This is a genomic window from Deltaproteobacteria bacterium GWC2_65_14 (assembly GCA_001797615.1).
Taxonomy (GTDB): domain Bacteria; phylum Desulfobacterota; class Deferrimicrobia; order Deferrimicrobiales; family Deferrimicrobiaceae; genus GWC2-65-14.
Genome location: MGPV01000004.1, coordinates 6,105 through 26,447 on the forward strand (window position 1 = coordinate 6,105; position 20,343 = coordinate 26,447).

A 20,343-nucleotide genomic window follows, 5' to 3' on the forward strand; every position below is an offset into this window, starting at 1 on the left:
TCCATGGGCGAGAATAAGCTCCCGATCGACGGGGTTTTCCGGCACCTTGCGCGCGACCTGCGGAAGGTGGAACGGGCGCTGGCCGCCCACCTGAAATCGCCCGTTACCCTGGTTCCGCTTATCGGCAGGCACATCACCCTGTCCGGGGGGAAGCGGTTCCGCCCCGCCGTCCTGCTCCTGGTCGCGGAGGCGTGCGGGTACACCGGCCCCCGCAGGACGGTGATGTCGGTGGTCACGGAGTACATGCACACCGCGACGCTGCTCCACGACGACGTGGTCGACGGCGGCGTCATGCGCCGGGGAAAGCCCTCGGCGAACGTCGTGTTCGGGAATCAGGCGAGCATCCTGGTGGGCGATTTTCTCTTCGCCCGGGCCTCGCAGCTGATGACCGGGGACGGCGACCTCGACGTGCTGGGGATCTACGCCCGAACCCTGGTCTCCCTCTCCGAGGGAGAGGTCCTCCAGCTGATGAAATCGGCCGATCCGGCGATCACCGAGAAGGAGTACCTCCGGGTCGTCTACCACAAGACCGCCTCCCTGATCGCCGCCGCGAGCGAGACCGGCGCGGTGCTGGCCGGCGTCGACAAGGGGCTGCGGAAGCGGATGTTCGAGTACGGCAAGGCGGTGGGGATCGCCTTCCAGCTGGCGGACGACATCCTCGATTACGACGGCTCGGAGAGGGAGCTGGGGAAGCGCCCTCTCCAGGACCTGCGGGAAGGGAAGGTCACCCTGCCGCTGATCCATGCCCTGCGGGAGGCGGGGGAGGCCGACCGGAAGAGGGCGCAAGGGATCCTGCGCGGCGGGACCCCGTCCGGGCGGGAGGTCTCCTTTCTCGCGGGGCTCGTGGAGCGGCACGGGGGGACCGGCTACACGGCCCGCAGGGCGAACGCGTTCGTGAGGCGTGGGAGATGGCTGCTCGCCGCCCTGCCCGACACCTCCGCCCGTGCCGCGCTGCACACCCTCTCGGAGTACATCGTCTCGCGGACCCGGTAACGGCGCGATTCTCCTAAATCCGGGTCGTTCCGGATTTCCCGACGTCCACTCCTTCCGTAAAGATTCCGATGCTCCCGTCCGATGAAATCGGGGAAAGGGAACTTCGGCCGGGCACCCGGTTTTCCCCGGCCCCGGAAAAGGTCCTTGACATATAACTTAATTATTATTAAGTATAATTAAGTTTTGTTTTATCAACATTGTCTTTCATTGATGGGATCCGCCAGAACGGGAGACGGAGGGGAGACGATGCGCAAAAGACACGGAGAAAAGGGGTTCACGCTGATCGAAGTGGTGGTCGTGGTGGCGGTGATCGCGATCCTGGCCGCGATCCTGACTCCCTACATCACGAAGTACATCGACGACTCCAAGATCGCGAAGGCGAAGAACGAGACCCAGGTGGTCGCCGCGGCGGTGGTGAACGCGATGAAGGATCTCGGCCGCTGGCCGAACCGCAGAACCGCGACCGCGGACTACCCGGGCCTCTACACCGGGACCGCGCCGCCGGCGGCCTTTTTCGTGGGGGCGGGCTGGCCCGCGCCGGGGGCGAACAACTGGAACCTCCTGGACACCCACCTGGTGACCAACGGGCACGGCTATCCCGCCACGGGCGACACCGCCTGGAAGGGGCCGTACGCGACTTCTCTGCCGGTCGACCCGTGGGCGAGGTCCTACGTGATCAACTCGGCGAACTTCCAGTCGCCGCCCAACCCGGTGTGGGTCCTCTCGGCCGGCCCCAACGGGGTCGTCGATACGGCGGCCGGCGCCGCGACCCTTGCGAGCGACGACATCGGGTTCCGGATCCAGTAGGAGAAGACCCCTCCGGCGGGACGTGGAGGCGGAGTCGCGCCCCTGCTGCGTTCCCGTACCCGGAATGGCGGGATCGCGATGAAGAAGGCGGAGGCGACACAGGGCACACCCACCTCCCCGAGGAGGAAGCTCCTCGGGGAGCGGCTTATCGAGGCCGGCCTGATCACTTCCGACCAGCTCGATCTGGGGATGCGCGAGCAGAAGCGGACCGGCGAGCGGATCGGCGAGATCATGATCAGCCTCGGTTTCGTCACCCAGGAGCTGGTCTCCTCGGTCCTCGCCTCCGAGGCGGGGGTCACCTTCGTCCAGCTCGACAGCTCCATGGTCGACCCCGCGGCGCTCAAGTGCGTGAGCGAGGCGATCTCCCGAAGGCACAAGATCATTCCCCTGAACCTGGATCCCCCGCGCCTGACGATCGCGATGGCGAACGCCTTCGACGTCCTCGCGATCGACGAGGTCCAGCGGGCGACCGGGTATGTCGTCGAGGCGGTCTCCGCGACCGAGTCGAGCATCCTGCAGGCGATCGACCATTACTACCTCGGGGGCGGGTCGCTCGAGGAGGTCATCCAGAAGTCGATGCGCCAGGTGGAGGCCGGGAGGGTCTCGGAGGCGGACCTCACCTCCGGGGCGCCGATCGTCCGTCTGGTCGACCGGCTCTTCCTGACCGCCGTGCAGGAGGGGGCGACCGACATCCACGTGGAGCCGGAGGAGCGGATCTTCCGCATCCGGTTCCGGATCGACGGGCAGCTCCGGCAGGGGCCCTCTCTTCCCAAGTCGCTGCAGCCGGGGGTGATTGCCCGGATCAAGATCCTGGCGGGGATGAACATCGCGGAGACCCGGCAGCCGCAGGACGGGAAGATCAAGTTCCTCCAGGGGAAACGGAAGGTGGACCTCCGGGTCTCCACCCTTCCCACCGTGTGCGGGGAAAATGTGGTGCTCCGGATCCTCGACCGGGCACGGCTCGTCGTAGGTCTGGAGGCGCTCGGGTTCGACGAGGGGAACCTGGAACGGTTCCGCCGGGCGATCGAAAGCCGCAACGGGATCATCCTGGTCTGCGGCCCCACCGGGTCCGGGAAGACCACGACCCTCTACTCCGCCCTCTCCTACATCAACACGCTGGACCGCAGCATCGTCACGCTCGAGGACCCGGTCGAGTACGAGCTGCCGATCATCCGCCAGGTCCAAATCAACGTGAAGGCCGGGCTCACCTTCGCCACCGGCCTGCGGGCCGTGCTGCGCCACGACCCCGACGTGATCCTGGTCGGCGAGATGCGGGACGCGGAGACGGTGGAGCTCGCGATCCGGTCGGCGCTGACCGGGCACCTGGTGTTTTCCACCCTGCACACGAACGATGCGTCGGGGGCGATCCCCCGGCTGATGAACATGGGGCAGGAGCCGTTCCTGGTCGCCTCCTCCGTGCGGGCGATCATCGGGCAGGCGCTCCTGCGGGTGAACTGCCCGTCCTGCCGCGTCCCCTATTCCCCTCCCCCGGAGGTGCTTTCCCGGGCCGGCATCCTTCCCGATGCGGCGAACGGGAAGTTCCTTCGGGGAGAGGGATGCAAGGCCTGCGACGGGACCGGGTTTCGCGGCCGGGTCGGTGTGTTCGAGATCCTGGAGGTGACGCCGGAGATCATGCGCCTGACAATGTCCCGCGCGAACAGCCAGGAGCTGCTGGATGCGGCCCGAGCCGAGGGGATGGCGACCATGCGGGACGACGCCGTGAAGAAGGCGATGGAGGGGACCACCACCCTGGAAGAGGCGGTGCGGGTGACCTAGATGCCCCGGTACGAATACAGCGCCATCGACGATTACGGGCGGAAGGCCCGGGGAATCCTGCTGGCTTCCGACGAGGGGGGATTGCGGGAAGCGCTTGCCTCGATGGGGCTCCACCTGCTGTCCGGGAAGGAGCGGTCCGGGGCCCGGTCCGTTCCCTTCCTCCGCCGCGGGATCCGGCGGAACGACGTCATCCAGTTCTCCTTTCACCTGAGGACCCTGCTCGCGGCCGGGATTTCGATCGTCGTCGCGCTCGGAGACCTGTCGGAGCAGACCGACGCCCCCGCGTTCCAGGAGGTGATCCGGGACGTCCGCCGGAACGTCCAGGCGGGGGCCAGCTTCTCCGATTCGCTCGCCCTGCACCCGGAGGTGTTCCCGGAAAGCTACGTCAGCATCGTCCGGGCGGGGGAGACGACGGGGAACCTCGAGGGAGTCCTGGCGGATCTGGCGAAGTTTCTCACCTGGCAGGAGGAGCTCTCGAAAACGATCAAGCAGGCGACCTATTATCCGATCACCGTCCTCTCCGCCGTGGGGGGGCTCATCTTCCTCCTCTTCACCTTCGTCTTCCCCCGGTTCATCAAGGTGTTCCAGGCCGCGGCGGTGGAGCTGCCCCTCCCGACGAGGATCGTGATCGCGGTCAGCGTCTTCTTCCGGGACCGTGGGGTCTATCTGCTCGCGGGGATCGCGCTGATCTTCCTGGCGCTCCATTTCTACAAGAAGACGGAAAAGGGACGCCTTCGCGTGGACGGGTGGAAGCTCCGCATCCCCCTCGTGGGGGGGATGATCCGGGCGATCGAGATCAGCCGGTTCAGCCATTACCTCGCGCTGCTCTTCCGCGCGGGGGTGGAGACCATCCACTCGCTGACCGTGGTGGAGCAGGTCCTGGGAAACAAGGTGCTCGCCGCCGTGGTCCGGTCCGCGCGGGAGCAGCTGACGTCCGGCGGGGTGCTCTCGACGGCGCTGGCCGGGTCGGGGCAGTTCCCCCCCCTGGTGATCCGGATGGTCGCCGCCGGGGAGGCGACCGGCAAGCTGGACGAGACGCTGGAGAACGTGGCCGCCTTCTACGACCGGGAGGTGCCCCTCGTCGTGCGGAAGACCTTCGCCGTGCTCGAGCCGCTCATCATCGTGGTGCTCTCCGTGGTCGTGCTCGGCGCCGCCCTCTCCTTCTTCCTGGCCCTCTACAAGATGGTCGGCGCGATGGGAGGCGGCGCGTGAACCGCCGGGGGGGATTCTCCCTGATCGAGGTGGTGATCGTGATCGCCGTGATCGCGATCCTGGCCTCGATGGCGGTCCCCTACGCCGCGAACGTGATCGACCAGTCGCGCGAGGAGGCGACCCGGAAGGAGATGGAGGAACTGTACAAGACGATCGCGGGAGACCCGGCGGTCCCCACCCCGGGGTTCGTGGGAGACATGGGAAGGCTTCCGACCGGCCTCGTACAGTTGAACGTCCAGGGGACGCAGCCCCTCGGCGGCACCGGCACGCTCGGGGTGAAGGTCGGCTGGTTCGGCCCCTACATGAACTCCGGGTTCGACCCGAACGGATACCTGAACGACGCCTGGGGAAATCCCTACGCCTACTCGAGTCCCGGGGCCGGGCAGATCCGCAGCGCCGGACGCGATCGGACGATGTCGACCGCCGACGACCTGGTCCATCCGCCGAACGCGGTGAACATCAACGGCCGCCTCCTGGTGAACCTCCACGTCTGGAGCCCGAACCCTCCCCCCGGCCAGTTCATCCAGAATCCGCAGCCGGCGGCCTACCCGGGGATGACCTCCACGGTGTCCTTGTGGTACTCCAACAGCGGGGTCGAGGCGGCCGCGCCGGCGAATACGCCTCCGCTTTCCCCTCCCTACTCGTTTGCGAACTTCCATTCGGCATTTCACGCGGTCACGGCGGTGTGCACCCTTCCCCCGGACCCGCAGGTCTCCGGGCAGGCGGTGGTCTTCGTTCCCGGGAACAACCAGCAGGCCCAGCTGAACCTGTATCTGAGGTGAGCATGACCTTCGGCGGAAAAGGACGGATGCTGGCGCTGGAGATCTCCCCGAGGGTGATCCGCGCCGCCGAGTTCCTCCCCGGCACCCGTCCCCTGAAGGTGCAGGCCGTGGCGACGGCCGACTGGCCGGGAGGGGAGCCGGTCCGCCTGGCCCATTTCCTCCGGGAGTTCCTCGAGGGGCGCGGGTTCACGGCGAAGAAGGCGGTGGTCAGCTACCTCGGCCCCCTGATCGAGCACCGGATCTACACGATTCCCCCGGCGGGCGCGGAGTCGCGCGACGCGCTCCTGCGGGGGAAGATCGCCGGGGAGGTCTCGACCCCGGTCTCGGAGCTTCGGGTGACCGGGGAGGTCATCGGCAAGGTGACGGAGCAGGGGGTCGATCGGGACGAGGTCCTCGCGGTCTTCACCCCCGAGTTCGAGATCCGGCGGCTGGTGTTCCTGCTCGTGGAGGCGGGCCTTTCCCCCGTGCGGGTGACCTCCGTTCCCCTGGCGTTGCTGGGGATCCCCCTCGATTCGGGGGAGGACGAGATCGTGGGGCTGCTTCACGCCGAACCGTCGCGGGCCGTCATCTGCGTTTCCCAGGGGGGGAAGCTTCGCTTCGCCCGGGAATTCCCGGTGGAGTTCCTTTCCGCGGGGGAGGGCGTACCGGAGATCCCGGATCACAACGTGCTGGACCTTCCGGGCGGCGAATCGGGCGCGGCGGTGCCGCACCTCTCCGGGGAGGATGTTTTCGCCGAGCGGATGGTGACGGAGCTGACGAGATCCCTCCTCTACTACCGGCAGCTCTCCCGGGGAGGGGGAATTCAGCGGCTCCACTGGAGCGGGATCCCCCCCTCGCCGAGGATCGTGACGCGGGTGTCGGAGCGTCTCAAGATCGCGGTCGAGCCCCACCCGGCCCTCGCCGCCGCGGAATTCTCCCCCGGTTTGCCGGGAGACGCGGCGGAATACGCCGTCCCCGTCGGCCTGGCGATCTCCGCGGAAGACCCGGAGAAGGTGAACCTCCTCCCGCCGGAATACATCCACCGGAAGCGGCGCTGGGGAAACTACGCCGCCGTCGCCGCGATCGCCGCCGCGTTCCTGATCGCGAACGCCGTGCTCTACATGGGGCTGCACAACGCCGAGAAACGGTACCGGGAGACGCTGGAGAGCGCCAGGTCGGGGGCCAATCTTCATCCGGCATTGGAGAAGGATTTCCTGCACTGGGTGTCGCTGCGGGACATCGTGCGGGAGGCCTCGGCGGGGGAGCAGATGCTGGGCGCCCCCTTCACGCGGTGGAAGGACTGCTTCGCGGCCCTGGGAGCGCCGGTGCCGAGGGAGATGGCCTTTTCCAGGCTGTCGCTGGAGCGGCAGGACCGGGAATACCGGGCGCGGCTCTACGGGAGCGTCCGGGGCGCCACGCCGGTCGAGGTCCAGGAGCGGATGAACCGGTTCCTCTCCGCGGTGGAAAAGCAGGGGATCCTTTCGGACCTCCGGTACGAGCCGATCGGGATGCATCCCCTGGGGGAGAAGGAGGGGCGCGGAGGGTATGAGCAGGAGTTTCTCCTCCGGTTCCGGCTGGGAGAGGGAACATGACGGGAATCTCGACCGCCTCGAAAAAGGCGCGGGGGATCCTCCTGGTCGCGTCCGCCCTGGCCGTCTCGTCCGCCCTGTCCTATTTCCTGGTCTTTGCGCCGAAGTTCCGCGAGGTGAAGCGGCTGCAGGCCGAGCTGATCGTGGCGGAGGCCGACATGGGGAAGGCGCTCGAGGTCTGGGGGGAGATGTCCCACACCTCCCGCGCGGACATCGATCGCCTGGAGGGGATCGTCCTCACCTGGCGGGACAAGGTGCCGGTTTCGCCCGATGCCGGGACATTGCTCGAAGAGTTCGGGCGGCAGGCGGTGCGGCAGAACCTGAGGGCCTTGCGGATTTCCGTCCCGGAGAAAACGGACCCCGGGGGGGGATCGACGGTGTCGGGACCCGGAGGGGGCGAAAAAGAGGCCGAGGAGAAGACGCCGGGGGAGATCCGGTTCCGCGTCGCCTTCTTCTCCACCTACAAGGAAATGGCGGCTTTTCTCGACGGGGTCCCGAGGATGAAACGGCTTCTCTCCATCCGGAACCTCGAGGTTAGCGAAAAGGAAGGGGAGATGGAGACCACGCTGGAGCTTTCCGCATTTTACAGGAGCCGGCGGTGACGGGGGGTCTGCGGGAGGCGATGCGCGACCCGCGGGTTGCGGGGGCGCTGGCGGGGGTGGCGATCCTGCTGGGCGGATACCGGTTCTACGCGGCGGTCCGGGAGAGGCCCGCGCAGCAGCCCCCAGCCGCGGTCCGGGAGGCCGCGGCCCCGGCGGAGGGAAAGATCTCCTCCCCGGCGGGAACGCCGGAGGCGGCTCCCCGGGAGACGGCCGGAGCCCCGAAGGCGGTGCAGTGGTCCTGGGAGCGGAACCCGTTTCTGCGGCCGGACCTCATCCGTTCCGCCGGGGGGCCGGGGGACGGGACGGCGAAGCGGGAGCCGGAAGGCGGTCTCCTCGCCGACCTGCGCGGGACGGTGATTACCGGAAATCACGGAATCGCCATCTTCGGGGACCGCCTGGTGCCGGCCGGCGGGAAGGTCGGCGAATGGACGGTCGAGAAGGTGGCTCCGTACGGCGTCTCCCTGCGGAGGGGCGGCGAGACCCGTACGGTGGAGATGTTCAAGCCCTCGCCCTGAAGCCGGCGGGGGAAGGAGAGGAGGATACCGGTGAAATTCGTGCCTGTTCGAGTCGCGGTGGTCCTGCTGTTCGCGGCAGGTTCCCTCGCCGCGGGAGGATGCGCGAAACCCCAGGTCGTCCGGAAAGGCCCCCCGCTGCCGGTGGCCGTCGCCGGGGGGCCGGCCGGCGCGGCCCGGGAAACGGCTCCGGCCGCCGGGCCGGAGGCGCAGCCGCTTCCCTACGCCCTGCTCGACGCTCCGGAAGGGCGGAAGGATTCGGCCGGGGAGTTCCGCAAGGCGACCCGCCGGTACACCCTCGTGCTCGCCGGGGCGGAGGCGAGGGAGCTCTTCCTCTCCCTGGCGAAAGAGAACGAGTTCAACCTGATCCTCTCCCCGGAGGTTTCGGGGACGGTGACGATGGATGTCAAGGGGGCGACCGCGCCGGAGATCATGGACGAAGTCTGCGGGCTCCTCGGCTGCCGGGTGGAGGCTTCGGGGAGGACGGTCCGCGTCCTTCCGGCCCGCCGGGTGACGAGGATCTTTCACCTCGACTACCTGCTCACCTCGCGGACCGGCTCCGGATCGCTGACCGCCTCCACCTCGACCTCGGGGTCCGGGTCGTCCTCGACTACGGGGACGGTGACCGGCACCCCCTCGTCGGGGGAAAGCCAGAGCGAGAACACGGTCTCCACCGAGGAGAAACTCGACTTCTTCGCCGGGATCGTCGAGGAGGTCCAGTCGCTTCTCTCCGGGGACGGGTCGAAGGCGGTGCTGAACCGCGCGACCGGGACCCTCGTGGTCACCGACTTCCCGGCCCGGGTGGAGCAGGTCGAGGAGTACCTGCGATCGCTCGAGACGCGCTCGAAGGCCGGGGTGCTGATCGAGACGAAGATCTTAGAGGTGGCGCTGGACGACTCCACCCAGTACGGGATCAACTGGTCGGCGCTGCCCGACCTCTCCTCCCTCTCCCTCTCGGGATCGCTTTCCGGGGGAGCCGCCGTCCGGCAGACCCTGCAGAGCGGGACCACCGCCTTCCAGATCGGGGTGTCCGGGTCGAAGTTCGACGCCTTCATCGACGCCCTTGCGACGCAGGGGCAGATCAACGTCCTGTCGGCGCCGAAGGTCTCCGCGCTGAACAACCAGCGGGCGATCATCCGGATCGGGAGGCAGGATGTCTTCTTCCGCGCCACCGTGACGCCCGCCTCGACGACCTCCGCGGCCTTTGTCACCTACTCGCCGGACACCATCACGGAGGGGATCATCCTGAGCGTCACCCCCCAGATCGGGCGGGACGGCCGGATCATGCTCGCCATCCACCCTTCCATCACGGAGAAGGTGGGGGACGCCAAGGCGCCGGACGGGAACACCGCCCCCATCGTGGATGTGAGGGAGGCGAACACTGTGGTCTCCGTGCGGGACGGCGAGACGGTCTTCATCGGGGGGCTGATGCAGGAGAGGACCCAGGAGGTGATCCATTCGGTGCCGCTGCTCGGGGACATCCCGTACCTGGGCGCTCTCTTCCGCTTCACGGAACAGCAGAAGAAGAAGACGGAGCTGGTCATCCTCATCCGTCCGCGTCTGCTGCGCAACGGGATCGCCGCCGGCATCGGCGTCGAGGAGATGGAGCGGGCTCAGGGGGCCGGGCGGGGATTCCACGTCGGCGGAAGGCCCTGGGTGTACGGGACCGAGGGGGAGCGCACGGGGATCACCCCCTGGGAGTGACATGTACGAGGCCTATTTCCATCTGAAGGAGAAGCCGTTCTCCCTGACTCCCGACCCGGAGTTCCTCTTCCTGTCGGAGAGCCACCAGAAGGCGCTGGACCACCTCCTCTTCGGGCTGGAGAGCGGGGAAGGGTTCATCGTGGTGGCGGGGGAGATCGGCGTGGGGAAGACCACCGTCTGCCGCGCCCTCCTCCGGAGGCTTGCCGGCCGCTTCACGACGGCGCTGATCGTGAACCCGATCATGACCGAGAAGGAGCTGCTGCGGGCCGTCCTGCAGGACTTCGGGGGGGAGGATCCGGTCGGGACGAGGAAGGACTGCCTGGACGCCCTGAACCGCTTCCTCCTCGCCGAGGCGGAAGCCGACCGGCGGCCGGTGCTGATCGTGGACGAGGCGCAGAACCTCTCCCCCGCGCTGCTCGAGCAGGTCCGCCTCCTGTCGAACCTCGAAACGGAGAAACGGAAGCTGCTCCAGATCGTGCTGATCGGGCAGAAGGAGCTCCAGGAGAAGCTGCGCCTTCCCTTCCTCCGGCAGCTGAACCAGCGGATTACGGTCCGATCCGAGATCCGTCCGCTCACCCGGAAGGAGACGGAGCGCTACATCGACCACCGGCTGGCGGTGGCGGGGGGGGAGGGGCGGGGCATCCTTTCCCCGGGAGGATCCGCGGCGGCCTACCGGCGCTCCCGCGGGGTCCCCCGGCTCATCAACATGCTCTGCGACCGTGCCTTCCTCTCCGCCTATCTGCGCGGCGCGGGAAGGGTCGAGGCCGCCGATGTCCGCAGGGGCGAGGCCTCCCTGTCCGAGGGAGGGGGCGCGTTGCGGAGGATCCTGCGGTGGCTCCCCTGGGTGGCGGCCCCTCTGGCCCTCCTCGCCGGGCTGGCCCTGTTCGGAGCGATCCTGTGAGCCTCCTCCAGGATGCCCTCCGGAAGGCGCAGAAGGGATCGGGTGCCCCGGGCGGAGGGACGCCCTCCCTCCCGGGGTCCGGCCCATTCCCCCCCTCCCGAAGGAACCGGAGACTTCTCGTGCGGGCCGCGGTGCTCGCCCTGATTCTGGGGGTGGCGGCCGCCATGCTCCTGTACCGGGACCGCCCGTCGGAACCGCAGCCTGTCGCCCCGCAGACGGCGGCCCCGGCCGCGCGGCCAGCCCTCACAGCCGCCGCGTCTCCCGTGCCCCCGCAGGCAGAACCGGAGCCTCCCGTGTCGAAGACCTCGGCCGGCTCCCCGGCCGCTTCCATGACCGCGTCGGCGGCGCAGCACTCTTCCCCGGCGGCCGGTGCCCGCCCCGTGGAAACCGCGCTTCCGCCCGCGGCCGGAGAAGATAGCACCGCCCGTATCCCTGTTCCGGTCTTTTCGAAAAAGAAGGCGGGAACACAGGAACCGCCCCGAGCCTCTCCGACCACGCCGGAAGGCGGTCGCGCGGAGCTGCTGGGCCGGTACAACGAGGGGATCCTGGCCCAGGAACGGGGGGACTGGGGTTCCGCCGAACGGGCCTTTCGGGAAGTGATCGTGAAAGACCCCGCGGTCATCGAGGCGTGGAACGGCCTCGGGGTCTCCCTGCTGCGCCTGGGCCGTCTCTCCGATGCGGAGGCCGCCCTTTCCCGCGCCCGCTCCCTCGACCCGGGCTATCCCCCGGCGATCGTGAACGAGGGACTCCTCCGCCTGCAGGAAGGGCGGACCGGGGAGGCGGCGGAGCTCTTCCGGCGGGCGGCCTCGCTGGATCCGGCGAATCCGGTCCCTCAGGTGAACCTGGCGATCGCCCTGGGGCTTCTCGGGAAGGCGCGGGAGTCGGAGGGGATGCTCCTCGCGGCGCGGCGGAGATTTCCCTCGAACCCCGATCTGCTCTACAACCTCGGAGCCCTGTACGAACGGACTAGCGACCGGGAGCGAGGCGCCGAGGCCTATTCCGCCTTCCTGGCCGTCTCGAAAGGCCGGTTCCCCGCGCGGGAGGCAGATGTCCGGGAGCGGCTCCGGTCCTGGGGGGCCATCCCGTAGACGAAAGGCCCCTCTCGAAAGCTCCTTACACAAAAGGCCCCTCTCGCGACACTCTCCTGTCGACACTCTCCTGTCGAGACTCTCCTTGACGGCGGCCGGGATTCCCTCCACAATATAAGAACATCACGGAAGTTCCCTTCGGGCGCCCGGACAGGGTAACGGGAAGATGGTGCGAATCCATCGCTGCCCCGCAACTGTGACCGGCGACGAAATCCGCAACGAGGCCACTGGGGAGAAAGACCCCCCGGGAAGGCGCGGAGAGTAGGCTCGCAGCCGGAAGCCAGGAGACCGGCCCGACAGGGAGTTTTCCCGGGACACCTTTCGCGGGCGAAGGGTCGGGAACCGGCAGGCGAAACTACCGAACCCTCCAGGCTCTTCCCCCCGGGGAAGGATCGGAGGGTTTTTTCTTGCCGGGTTTCGGAACGCGAATCGCTTCCCGGCGCGGGTCGGGCGGCGCGGTCGCGGCGGTCGCCGCCGTGCTCGCCGTCGCCGTCCTTCCGGCCAACGCCATTGGAGCGGGATTTCCCGTATCGGTGACGGACGACCGGGGGGTCGTCGTCCGCTTGCCCCGCTCCCCGGAGCGGATCGTCTCCCTCGCCCCCAGCCTCACGGAGATCGTCTTTCTTCTCGGCATGCAGGGACGTCTCGTCGGGGTCACCCGCTTCTGCGACCATCCGCCGGAGGCGTCCGCCCTCCCGCGGGTGGGGGGAATCGTGGACCCGGACCTGGAGCGGATCGTGGCGTCCCGTCCCGACCTGGTCCTGTGCACGACGGACGGCAATCCGAAGGAGAAGGTGAACGTCCTCGAGGAGATGGGGATCCCCTGCTTCGCGGTGGGTCCGCAGGATCTCCGGGCGGTCCTCGACGCGATCGAACGGATCGGAGCGCTGCTCGGCGTGCCGGAGAAGGCCCGGCGCGAGACCGGATCGCTTCGGACGCGGATGGCCCGGGTTTCCCGTCCGGAAGCGTGTGGTCCGCATGGGACGGGCCCGCCGGAAGAGAGCGGGCGGATCGCCCCCCGGGTGCTCTTCGCGGTGTCCACCTCCCCGGTCATCGTGGCGGGGAAGGGCACCTTCCTGGACGAGATGATCCGGATCTCCGGGGGAAACAACGCCGCGGGGAGTTTTTCGGGACGATATCCGCGGCTGTCGGCGGAGGATCTGGTGGCGGCCTCCCCGGACATCATCCTGGTCGCCGCGATGGCCGGCGTGGAGCGGTTCCCGGAGGCGCTGACGCGCTGGAGGGAGATCCCCGCCTTCCGGGACGGCGAGGTCCGTTCCCTCGACGGAGACCTGGTGACCCGTCCGGGACCCCGGATGGTGGACGCGCTGGAGGAGGTTTCCCGGATCCTCGCGGGCTGGTGCTCCCGGATGGCACCCGCCCGAACCGCGGGGGGAAGAGCGCGGTGAGCCGTAAAGCCTTCCTGTTCCCCCTCCTGTGCGCCGCCTTCGGCGGGGCCGTAGCCCTTTCCGTCTCCACCGGGCCGGTGTCCGTGTCGCTGGGTCAGGTCTGGCAGTCCTTCTGGGGAAGCGGCCCGGCCGGAGACCCTGCGGAGACCGCCGCGAAGGTGGTCTTTTCGCTGCGGCTGCCCAGGGCCCTGCTCGGGGCGCTGGTGGGAGGAGCCCTCTCCTCCTCCGGCGTGGCTTTCCAGGCGCTCCTGCGCAACCCCCTGGCCGACCCCTACATCCTGGGCGTGTCGGGGGGCGCCGCCGTGGGGGCGCTCGCCGCCTCCCTCCTGCTTCCCTCCGGCTTCTTCCTGCCGCTTCCCTTCTGCGCCTTCGCCGGGGCGGCGCTTGCGGCGTCGGGGGTCTTCCTGCTGGCGCGGCGGCGCAGCGGCGTCTCCCGGGAGCGGCTGATCCTGATGGGGGTGGTGGTGGGGGCCTTCCTGAACGCCCTGATCCTGCTGATGGTCGCCCTCTCGCCGCCGGGCCGGATCCCCGGGGCTCTCTACTGGCTGATGGGGGACCTGGGGCTGGGGACGCCGCGCAGGGTGGCGATCCTGGTTCCCTACGTCGCGGTCGGCGTGGGGGGGCTGTTCCTCCTCTCCCGGGGGATCGACCTGCTGCTCCTCGGGGACGAGGCGGCCTTCCAGACCGGACTGCCGGTGGAGAGGGTCAAGACGGCCGTCTACATCACCGCCTCCCTGCTCGCCGGATCGGTCGTGGCGGTGTCGGGGCTGATCGGCTTCGTGGGGCTGATCGTCCCCCACGGAGCGCGGGTCCTGGTGGGGTCCGGCCACCGGCGCCTGCTTCCCGCCGCGTTTCTGCTGGGGGCGACCTTCCTGGTCGTCGCGGACATCCTGGCGCGGACGGCAAGCCCCACCGGGGAGCTCCCCGTGGGCGCGGTCACCGCGTTGGCCGGGGCCCCCTTCTTCCTCTACCTGCTGCGAAAGAACGGGGGAAGGCCGTAATGGCGCCGGTCCTGACCGTGGAAAAGGTTTCCTTCCGCTACGGGGAGCGGCCGGTGCTCTGCGGGGTGGACCTGGTTCTCCGCGAGGGGGAGGTGGCGGTGCTTCTGGGCCCCAACGGAGCCGGGAAGAGCACGCTGCTCCGGATCTGCTCGGGGCTGTTGCCTCCGGAATCGGGGGAGGTCCGGGTTTCCGGGCACCGGCCGGACACCGCCGACCGGAAGCGGATGGCGAAGCTGCTGTCGGTCGTGGGGCAGGACCCTCCCGTGGATTTTCCGATGTCGGTCCGGGAGTTCGTGACGCTGGGGCGCTTCCCCCATCACGGGTTTTTCGGGGCGGCGACGCGGGAGGACCGGGAGCCGGTGGAGGAGGCGCTGCGGATGACGGGGCTGGAGGCGCTGGAGGGGCGGGGACTGGGGGAGATCTCCGCCGGGGAGCGGCAGCGGGCCACGGTTGCAAGAGCGATCGCCCAGGGGGCGAAGGTGATGCTGCTGGACGAGCCGACCGCCTACCTCGACATCTACCACCGGGTCGCCTTCTACGAGATCGTCACTCGCCTCGCGCAGGACTGCGGCGTGAGCGCCCTCGTGGCCTCCCACGACCTGGCCCTCTGCACGGAATACGCGGAGCGGTTCTTCCTCCTGTCGGCGGGAAGGATCATGGCCGCCGGGCCTCCCGGGGAGGTGCTGACCCCGGAAAACGTCCGGGAGGCGTACGGGGTGGAGGTCGTCTGCGACAGCAACCCGGAGACCGGGGCGGTCCGCGTCACCCCCGTCCGGAAGAAGCGGTAGAAGGAGAACGGGAAGCACGACCGGGAGGGTCCGGGGAAGGCGGTGCGAATCCGCTGCTGCCAGGGGGGGGACATCTCCTGGTTTCCGCCGGGGTGGAGCGAAGGAGTGTCCCCCCCATGCGAAACCCGCAAAAGGCCACTGGGGCGGCGATGGCCCCGGGAAGGCGCGGGGAGTAGGACGCCGGAAGCCGGAATATCCGGCCCGCCCGAAACCACACGATCCCTTTCGAGGGAAAGGAGGAAGCGATGAACGGAGGGAGATGGAGGTGGAGGAGAAGGGCGGCGGCGCTGATCGCCGCGGCGGCCGCGGCGCTGCCGGGAGCCTTGCATGCGGAGGAGCCTGCCCGGCCGGATCCGATCGTGGTCACCGCCACGCGGGTCGAGCGGAGGGTCTCCGAGCAGGCCTCGTCCATCAGCGTGGTGACGGAGGAGGAGATCGGACTGAAGGGCCCCTCCCTGGCGGGCGATCTCCTCCAGGGGATTCCCGGGGTGGATGTGCAGCGCAGCGGCAGCCCGGGAAACCGGGAGAACATCAAGATCCGCGGCGGATCGGGCACCCACACGCTGGTGCTGATCGACGGGTTCCCGGTGAACAGCCCGACGCTGGGGCAGTTCGACATCTCCTCGCTTCCCGTGAAGGGTTTCGAGCAGGTGGAGGTCGTGCGGGGGGCCCAGAGCGCGCTGTACGGATCGAACGCGATGGGGGGGGTGGTGAACTTTCTCCCCCCGGGACCGACGGCCGGACGCGAGGCCGGGGTCGGGCTGTCGGGGGGGAGCTTTTCCACCCTGTCCTGGAACGGCTTCGCCCGGGCGGGCGGCGGAGGCAGAAGCCTCCACATAAACGCGGCGGGGCTGGAAAGCGACGGGATCCTTCCCAACGACGAGACCTCGATCGCATCGTTCCTCGCCGTGATGGATCTCCCGGCGGGGGAGCGGAACCGGCTCCACGCGATCCTCCTCTCCACCGATTCGAACAAGGGGATCCCGATCGACTTCGGAACCCCCCGGGACGCCGATCATCACCTGACCCGCCGCGGTTTCCTGGCCGGGGCGCGCTGGGAGACGAGGGTGACCGACCGGTTCGCGGTCACCGCCTCGGGCCACCTCTTCGACGAGTTCTTCGACGAGGAGGACCGGGCCGACGCGGGCGAGCTCTTCCCCTTCGAGTTCGCCGATACCACGAAGACCCGGAAAAGCGCCCTCGAGCTCCGGGCACGGTACAGCGCCGGGCGCGTCTCCACCACCTTCCTCGGATTCGAATACCGGAAGGACCGCGGGTCGGACGACCTGCGGTCGAACTTCGGAAACAGCCGCATCGCCTCGTCGGTCTACAACCGCTCCCTCTACCTCCAGGAGGAGCTGGCCCCCTGGAGGCACACGGGCGCGAGCCTGGGGGTCCGGATCGACCGCAATTCGGTGGCCGGCACGGAATGGAACCCGAAGGTGGGGATCTTCCACGAGATCTCCCCGATCCGCACCCGGGTTCGCGCGGCCGCCGGGAGAGGGTTCCGCGTCCCGACCGTATCGGAGATCTCGGATCCGTTCATCGGGAACCCGTCGCTTTCCCCGGAGACCGCGGTCTCCTGGGAAGCCGGCGCCGACACGACCTTGCCTGAGGGATGGGGAAGGGTCACGGCGACCTGGTTCTACCAGCGGTTCCGCGACCTGATCCAGTTCGATGCCTCCGTTTCCGGTCCGGTGGGATTCGGAGAGCTGCGCAACGTAGGCCGGGCATTTTCGCGGGGGGTGGAGGCGGAGGCGGAGCTGCATCCCTGCCCCCGGGGGGTGCTCCTTCTCTCCTACACCTGGTCGGACAGCTGGGACGCGGCGAACCAGCGCCGGATTCTCGGGATCCCGTCCCAGCGGGGAATGGTGTCGGTTCAGGTTGCCCCTGCGCCGGGGTGGGAAGGGCGGCTCGACTGGAGAATCGAGGGGGACCAGCTCGATGCCCCGCCGAACGGGGGAGACATCCGGAGGCCCGGGTACGCCCGGGTGGACCTGTTCACCCGCTACCGGTGGATCCTCCCGCACGGGGATTTCCGGGAGGTCGCCGTCAGCGGGAAGATCCAGAACCTGCTGGACCGGGAGTACGAGGAGCGGAAAGGATACCCGGCCCCGGGAATAAACTTCCTTCTCGGAGCGGAGGTCCGGATCTGACCGGCGCGGATCCGGGCCGCTCCCCTTCCCTCCGGGCCCGGCTGGGTCGAGGTCCCGGTGCGCTTCTCCCCGCACTAGCCGGCCCTATTCCCGGTTCTTTACTCCGGTTTCCCGATAAAATACAATGTACTATTCGGAAGCCACCCCGAGGGGAGGTTCATGGACGCAAGGGTCCTCGAAAAGTGCAGGGGGGAACTGCAGCGGCAGATGGACGACCTGCTGGCCGGTGCGGGGAAGACCGTCTCCGACATGACCGAGGTTGCCGAGGGGAACTTCCCCGACCCCACCGACCGCGCCCTCCTCGAGTCGAACCGGAATTTCACCCTCCGCCTGCGGGACCGGGAGCGCAAGCTCCTTGCGAAGATCAAGGAGGCGATGAAGCGGATCGACGACGGGGCCTTCGGGACCTGCGACCGGTGCGGGGGGGAGATCGGCGAGAAGCGCCTGACCGTCCGACCGGTCACCACGATGTGCATCGACTGCAAGACCGACGCCGAGGAGGAAGAGGCGCGGTGAACGGCGCCCGCCGACGGTAATCCCTCCAGTTCCTTCCACGCATCGCCGGAGGATACATGACGGAGCTTCGGAAAGACCCCATCGTGGGCCGCTGGGTCATCATCTCCACCGAGCGGGGGAAGCGCCCCCACGACTTCCCCCAGGAGAAGCCCGAACGCAGGGAGGGGCTGTGCCCCCTCTGCCCCGGGGCGGAGCGGATGACTCCCCCGGAAATCCTGACCTACCGGGGGAACGGGGACGGATGGACCCTCCGGGTCGTCCCGAACAAGTTCCCGGCGCTGCGGATCGAGGGGGATCTCGGGAAGGCCGGGGACGGGGTCTACGACCGGATGAACGGGATCGGGGCCCACGAGGTCGTGATCGAGACCGAGCGGCACGACCTGGACCTCTTCGACATGCCCGAGGAGCGGATCGGCGACGTGTTCCGGGCCTACCGGGAGCGGATGATCGACCTGAAGCAGGACCGCCGGTTCAAGTCGGTCATCGTCTTCAAGAACCACGGCTCCGCCGCCGGGGCCTCCCTCTCGCACAGCCACTCCCAGCTGATCGCGCTCCCCGTCATCCCGAAGCGGGTGATGGAGGAGATGTCCGGCTGCCGGGACTACTTCCGGTTCCGGGACCGGTGCCTCTTCTGCGACATCATCGTCCAGGAAATGGAGCATAAGGTCCGGATCGTCGAGGAGAGCGGGGAATTCCTCGCCTACAGCCCTTACGCGCCCCGGTTTCCCTTCGAGACCTGGATCGTCCCAAAGCGCCACCAGTGCGCCTACGAGATGATCGAGGAGGACCAGATCCGGCCGCTGGCCGCCATCTTCCGGCGGACGCTGCGCAGGCTGAACCTCGCGCTGGAGAACCCCCCCTTCAACTTCATCGTCCACAGCGCCGCCTTCCTGGAGCATGCCGCGGAGTTCTACCACTGGCACATCGAGATCATGCCCAAGCTGACCAAGGTCGCCGGGTTCGAGTGGGGCTCCGGCTTCTACATCAACCCGACCCCCCCGGAGGAAGCGGCCAAGTATCTCCGGGAGCTGCCCGAGTAGGAGAGGAGATCCCCGGCCGATGAGAGTGCTCGTCGTATCCTCGGAGATCGTGCCGTTCGCCAAGACCGGCGGACTGGCCGACGTGACGGGAGCGCTCCCCAAGGCGCTCCGGAGGATCGGGGTGGAGGCCGACTGCATCCTTCCCCTCTACCGCGCCGTCGACCGGGAGCGGTTCCCCCTCGTCCCGGAAGGTACGTCCGTGCGGGTTCCGGTGGGGCACCGGGAGGAGACGGGGACGATCCTCAAGACCGACGCGGGGGAAGGGGTCGGCGCCTACCTCGTGCGGAACGACCGGTATTTCGACCGGGAATTCCTCTATGCCACCAAGGACGGCGACTACGTCGACAACTGCGAGCGGTTCGCCTTCTTCTGCCGGGCGGTGCTGGAGTGGCTCGTCCAGTCGGGGCGGCGGTACGACATCCTCCACTGCAACGACTGGCAGACCGGGCTGATCCCGGCCTACCTCAGGACGATCTATTCCCACGGGGGGGAGACGCTCTCCGCGGCCGCGACGGTTTTCACCGTCCACAACCTCGGGTACCAGGGGCTGTTCTGGAACCACGACCTTCCGATGACGGGGCTCTCCTGGGACCTGTTCACCCCCAAGGGGGTGGAGTTCTACGGGAAGCTGAACCTGCTGAAGGCGGGGCTGGTCTTCGCCGACGTCCTCTCCACCGTGAGCGACACCTACAGCCGGGAGATCCAGACGCCCGAGTACGGCCACGGGCTGGAGGGGGTTCTCTACGAGCGGAGGGAGGATCTCTACGGGATCCTGAACGGCGTCGCCTACGAGGACTGGGACCCCCGGACCGACCCCGGGATCGCTGCCCCCTTCTTTCGGGAGGACCTCTCCGGGAAGGCGCTCTGCCGCGCCGACCTTCTCCGGGAGTTCGGGTGGATGGAGGATACGGGCGACCCGGTGATCGGGCTGGTCGGGCGGCTGACGGCCCAGAAGGGATTCGACCTCCTCGAGACGATCGGCGACTGGCTCGCGGAGCAGCCGATGCGGCTGGTGATTCTGGGGACGGGCGAGCGGAACTACGAGCTGGCGATGGAGAGCCTGGGACGTCGGCACCCGGGCCGCATCTCCGTGCGGCTGGCCTTCGACAACCGGCTGGCGCACAAGATCGAGGCGGGGGCCGACATCTTCCTGATGCCCTCCCGGTACGAGCCGTGCGGGCTGAACCAGATCTACAGCATGAAGTACGGGACCGTCCCCGTCGTGCGGAACACGGGGGGTCTGGCCGACACGGTGGTCGACGCCGACCGCGATCCCGGGAGGGGGACGGGGTTCGCCTTCGACCGGTACGACGGGCAGGAGCTGAAGGAGGCGATCTCGCGGGCCCTGGCGGCCTACGCGGACCGGAAACGGTGGAAGGCGATCGTCCTCCGGGGGATGGAACAGGACTTTTCCTGGGACGCCTCCGCCCGCCGGTATGCCGACCTCTATGCGAAGGCGCTCCGGAAGCGGGGCCTGAAGGCCTGACC

At 68.6% G+C, this 20,343-nt stretch carries 18 protein-coding genes and 1 other annotated feature; all 18 genes read left to right on the forward strand.

The genetic code is table 11. The annotated features are described in order from the left end of the window. Nucleotides 1–3 precede the first annotated feature (3 nt). The 18 genes from A2X88_02910 to A2X88_02995 all read left to right on the forward strand — a co-directional run bounded on the left by A2X88_02910 (nucleotide 4) and on the right by A2X88_02995 (nucleotide 20,341). Complete coding sequence (locus A2X88_02910) at nucleotides 4–993, forward strand: hypothetical protein (protein ID OGP35734.1); 990 nt, start codon at nucleotides 4–6, stop codon at nucleotides 991–993. 246 nt (nucleotides 994–1,239) lie between these two features. Further along, nucleotides 1,240–1,800: a hypothetical protein gene (locus tag A2X88_02915; protein OGP35735.1), complete on the forward strand. Its 561-nt coding sequence runs from the start codon at nucleotides 1,240–1,242 to the stop codon at nucleotides 1,798–1,800. A 78-nt stretch (nucleotides 1,801–1,878) separates the two neighbouring features. Further along, nucleotides 1,879–3,576, forward strand: coding sequence for a hypothetical protein (locus A2X88_02920; protein OGP35736.1), 1,698 nt, complete (start codon nucleotides 1,879–1,881; stop codon nucleotides 3,574–3,576). Next, nucleotides 3,577–4,788, forward strand: coding sequence for a hypothetical protein (locus A2X88_02925; GenBank protein ID OGP35737.1), 1,212 nt, complete (start codon nucleotides 3,577–3,579; stop codon nucleotides 4,786–4,788). Continuing rightward, complete coding sequence (locus A2X88_02930; GenBank protein OGP35738.1) at nucleotides 4,785–5,570, forward strand: hypothetical protein; 786 nt, start codon at nucleotides 4,785–4,787, stop codon at nucleotides 5,568–5,570. The genes A2X88_02925 and A2X88_02930 overlap by 4 nt, the downstream gene beginning before the upstream one ends. Further along, nucleotides 5,567–7,141, forward strand: a complete 1,575-nt coding sequence (locus A2X88_02935) for a hypothetical protein (protein ID OGP35739.1) — start codon at nucleotides 5,567–5,569, stop codon at nucleotides 7,139–7,141. Before A2X88_02930 ends, A2X88_02935 begins: the two co-directional genes overlap by 4 nt. Next, nucleotides 7,138–7,740 (forward strand): hypothetical protein, encoded by a 603-nt coding sequence (locus tag A2X88_02940; protein ID OGP35740.1) that lies wholly within the window; start codon nucleotides 7,138–7,140, stop codon nucleotides 7,738–7,740. The genes A2X88_02935 and A2X88_02940 overlap by 4 nt, the downstream gene beginning before the upstream one ends. After that, nucleotides 7,737–8,255: a hypothetical protein gene (locus A2X88_02945; protein ID OGP35741.1), complete on the forward strand. Its 519-nt coding sequence runs from the start codon at nucleotides 7,737–7,739 to the stop codon at nucleotides 8,253–8,255. Before A2X88_02940 ends, A2X88_02945 begins: the two co-directional genes overlap by 4 nt. 57 nt (nucleotides 8,256–8,312) lie before the next feature. After that, nucleotides 8,313–9,956 carry a hypothetical protein gene (locus A2X88_02950; protein OGP35742.1) on the forward strand — a complete coding sequence of 548 codons (1,644 nt, stop codon included), beginning with the start codon at nucleotides 8,313–8,315 and terminating at the stop codon, nucleotides 9,954–9,956. A gap of 1 nt (nucleotide 9,957) precedes the next feature. Further along, the gene (locus A2X88_02955; protein OGP35743.1) at nucleotides 9,958–10,857 is read left to right on the forward strand and encodes a hypothetical protein; all 900 of its coding nucleotides are present in this window, start codon (nucleotides 9,958–9,960) and stop codon (nucleotides 10,855–10,857) included. Then, complete coding sequence (locus A2X88_02960; protein ID OGP35744.1) at nucleotides 10,854–11,945, forward strand: hypothetical protein; 1,092 nt, start codon at nucleotides 10,854–10,856, stop codon at nucleotides 11,943–11,945. The genes A2X88_02955 and A2X88_02960 overlap by 4 nt, the downstream gene beginning before the upstream one ends. A 123-nt stretch (nucleotides 11,946–12,068) precedes the next feature. Next, nucleotides 12,069–12,257 (forward strand) — a binding site (cobalamin riboswitch). 95 nt (nucleotides 12,258–12,352) lie between these two features. Next, nucleotides 12,353–13,354 (forward strand): hypothetical protein, encoded by a 1,002-nt coding sequence (locus A2X88_02965; protein OGP35745.1) that lies wholly within the window; start codon nucleotides 12,353–12,355, stop codon nucleotides 13,352–13,354. Further along, nucleotides 13,306–14,355, forward strand: a complete 1,050-nt coding sequence (locus A2X88_02970) for a hypothetical protein (protein ID OGP35746.1) — start codon at nucleotides 13,306–13,308, stop codon at nucleotides 14,353–14,355. The genes A2X88_02965 and A2X88_02970 overlap by 49 nt, the downstream gene beginning before the upstream one ends. Beyond that, nucleotides 14,355–15,143, forward strand: coding sequence for a hypothetical protein (locus A2X88_02975; protein ID OGP35747.1), 789 nt, complete (start codon nucleotides 14,355–14,357; stop codon nucleotides 15,141–15,143). Before A2X88_02970 ends, A2X88_02975 begins: the two co-directional genes overlap by 1 nt. A gap of 245 nt (nucleotides 15,144–15,388) precedes the next feature. After that, complete coding sequence (locus A2X88_02980) at nucleotides 15,389–17,299, forward strand: hypothetical protein (GenBank protein OGP35748.1); 1,911 nt, start codon at nucleotides 15,389–15,391, stop codon at nucleotides 17,297–17,299. 159 nt (nucleotides 17,300–17,458) lie between these two features. Continuing rightward, nucleotides 17,459–17,815, forward strand: coding sequence for an RNA polymerase-binding protein DksA (locus A2X88_02985; protein OGP35749.1), 357 nt, complete (start codon nucleotides 17,459–17,461; stop codon nucleotides 17,813–17,815). Between the two features lie 56 nt (nucleotides 17,816–17,871). After that, nucleotides 17,872–18,855, forward strand: a complete 984-nt coding sequence (locus A2X88_02990; GenBank protein OGP35750.1) for a galactose-1-phosphate uridylyltransferase — start codon at nucleotides 17,872–17,874, stop codon at nucleotides 18,853–18,855. 19 nt (nucleotides 18,856–18,874) lie between these two features. Then, nucleotides 18,875–20,341 (forward strand): starch synthase, encoded by a 1,467-nt coding sequence (locus A2X88_02995; GenBank protein ID OGP35751.1) that lies wholly within the window; start codon nucleotides 18,875–18,877, stop codon nucleotides 20,339–20,341. Nucleotides 20,342–20,343 lie beyond the last annotated feature (2 nt).

Excerpts from the sequence above, each read along its gene's own strand:
- A2X88_02910 (OGP35734.1), top strand. The coding sequence starts at position 4 with ATGGGCGAGAATAAGCTCCCGATCGACGGGGTTTTCCGGCACCTTGCG.
- A2X88_02915 (OGP35735.1), top strand. The coding sequence starts at position 1,240 with ATGCGCAAAAGACACGGAGAAAAGGGGTTCACGCTGATCGAAGTGGTG.
- A2X88_02920 (OGP35736.1), top strand. The coding sequence starts at position 1,879 with ATGAAGAAGGCGGAGGCGACACAGGGCACACCCACCTCCCCGAGGAGG.
- A2X88_02925 (OGP35737.1), top strand. The coding sequence starts at position 3,577 with ATGCCCCGGTACGAATACAGCGCCATCGACGATTACGGGCGGAAGGCC.
- A2X88_02940 (OGP35740.1), top strand. The coding sequence starts at position 7,138 with ATGACGGGAATCTCGACCGCCTCGAAAAAGGCGCGGGGGATCCTCCTG.
- A2X88_02955 (OGP35743.1), top strand. The coding sequence starts at position 9,958 with ATGTACGAGGCCTATTTCCATCTGAAGGAGAAGCCGTTCTCCCTGACT.
- A2X88_02975 (OGP35747.1), top strand. The coding sequence starts at position 14,355 with ATGGCGCCGGTCCTGACCGTGGAAAAGGTTTCCTTCCGCTACGGGGAG.
- A2X88_02980 (OGP35748.1), top strand. The coding sequence starts at position 15,389 with ATGAACGGAGGGAGATGGAGGTGGAGGAGAAGGGCGGCGGCGCTGATC.
- A2X88_02985 (OGP35749.1), top strand. The coding sequence starts at position 17,459 with ATGGACGCAAGGGTCCTCGAAAAGTGCAGGGGGGAACTGCAGCGGCAG.
- A2X88_02990 (OGP35750.1), top strand. The coding sequence starts at position 17,872 with ATGACGGAGCTTCGGAAAGACCCCATCGTGGGCCGCTGGGTCATCATC.
- A2X88_02995 (OGP35751.1), top strand. The coding sequence starts at position 18,875 with ATGAGAGTGCTCGTCGTATCCTCGGAGATCGTGCCGTTCGCCAAGACC.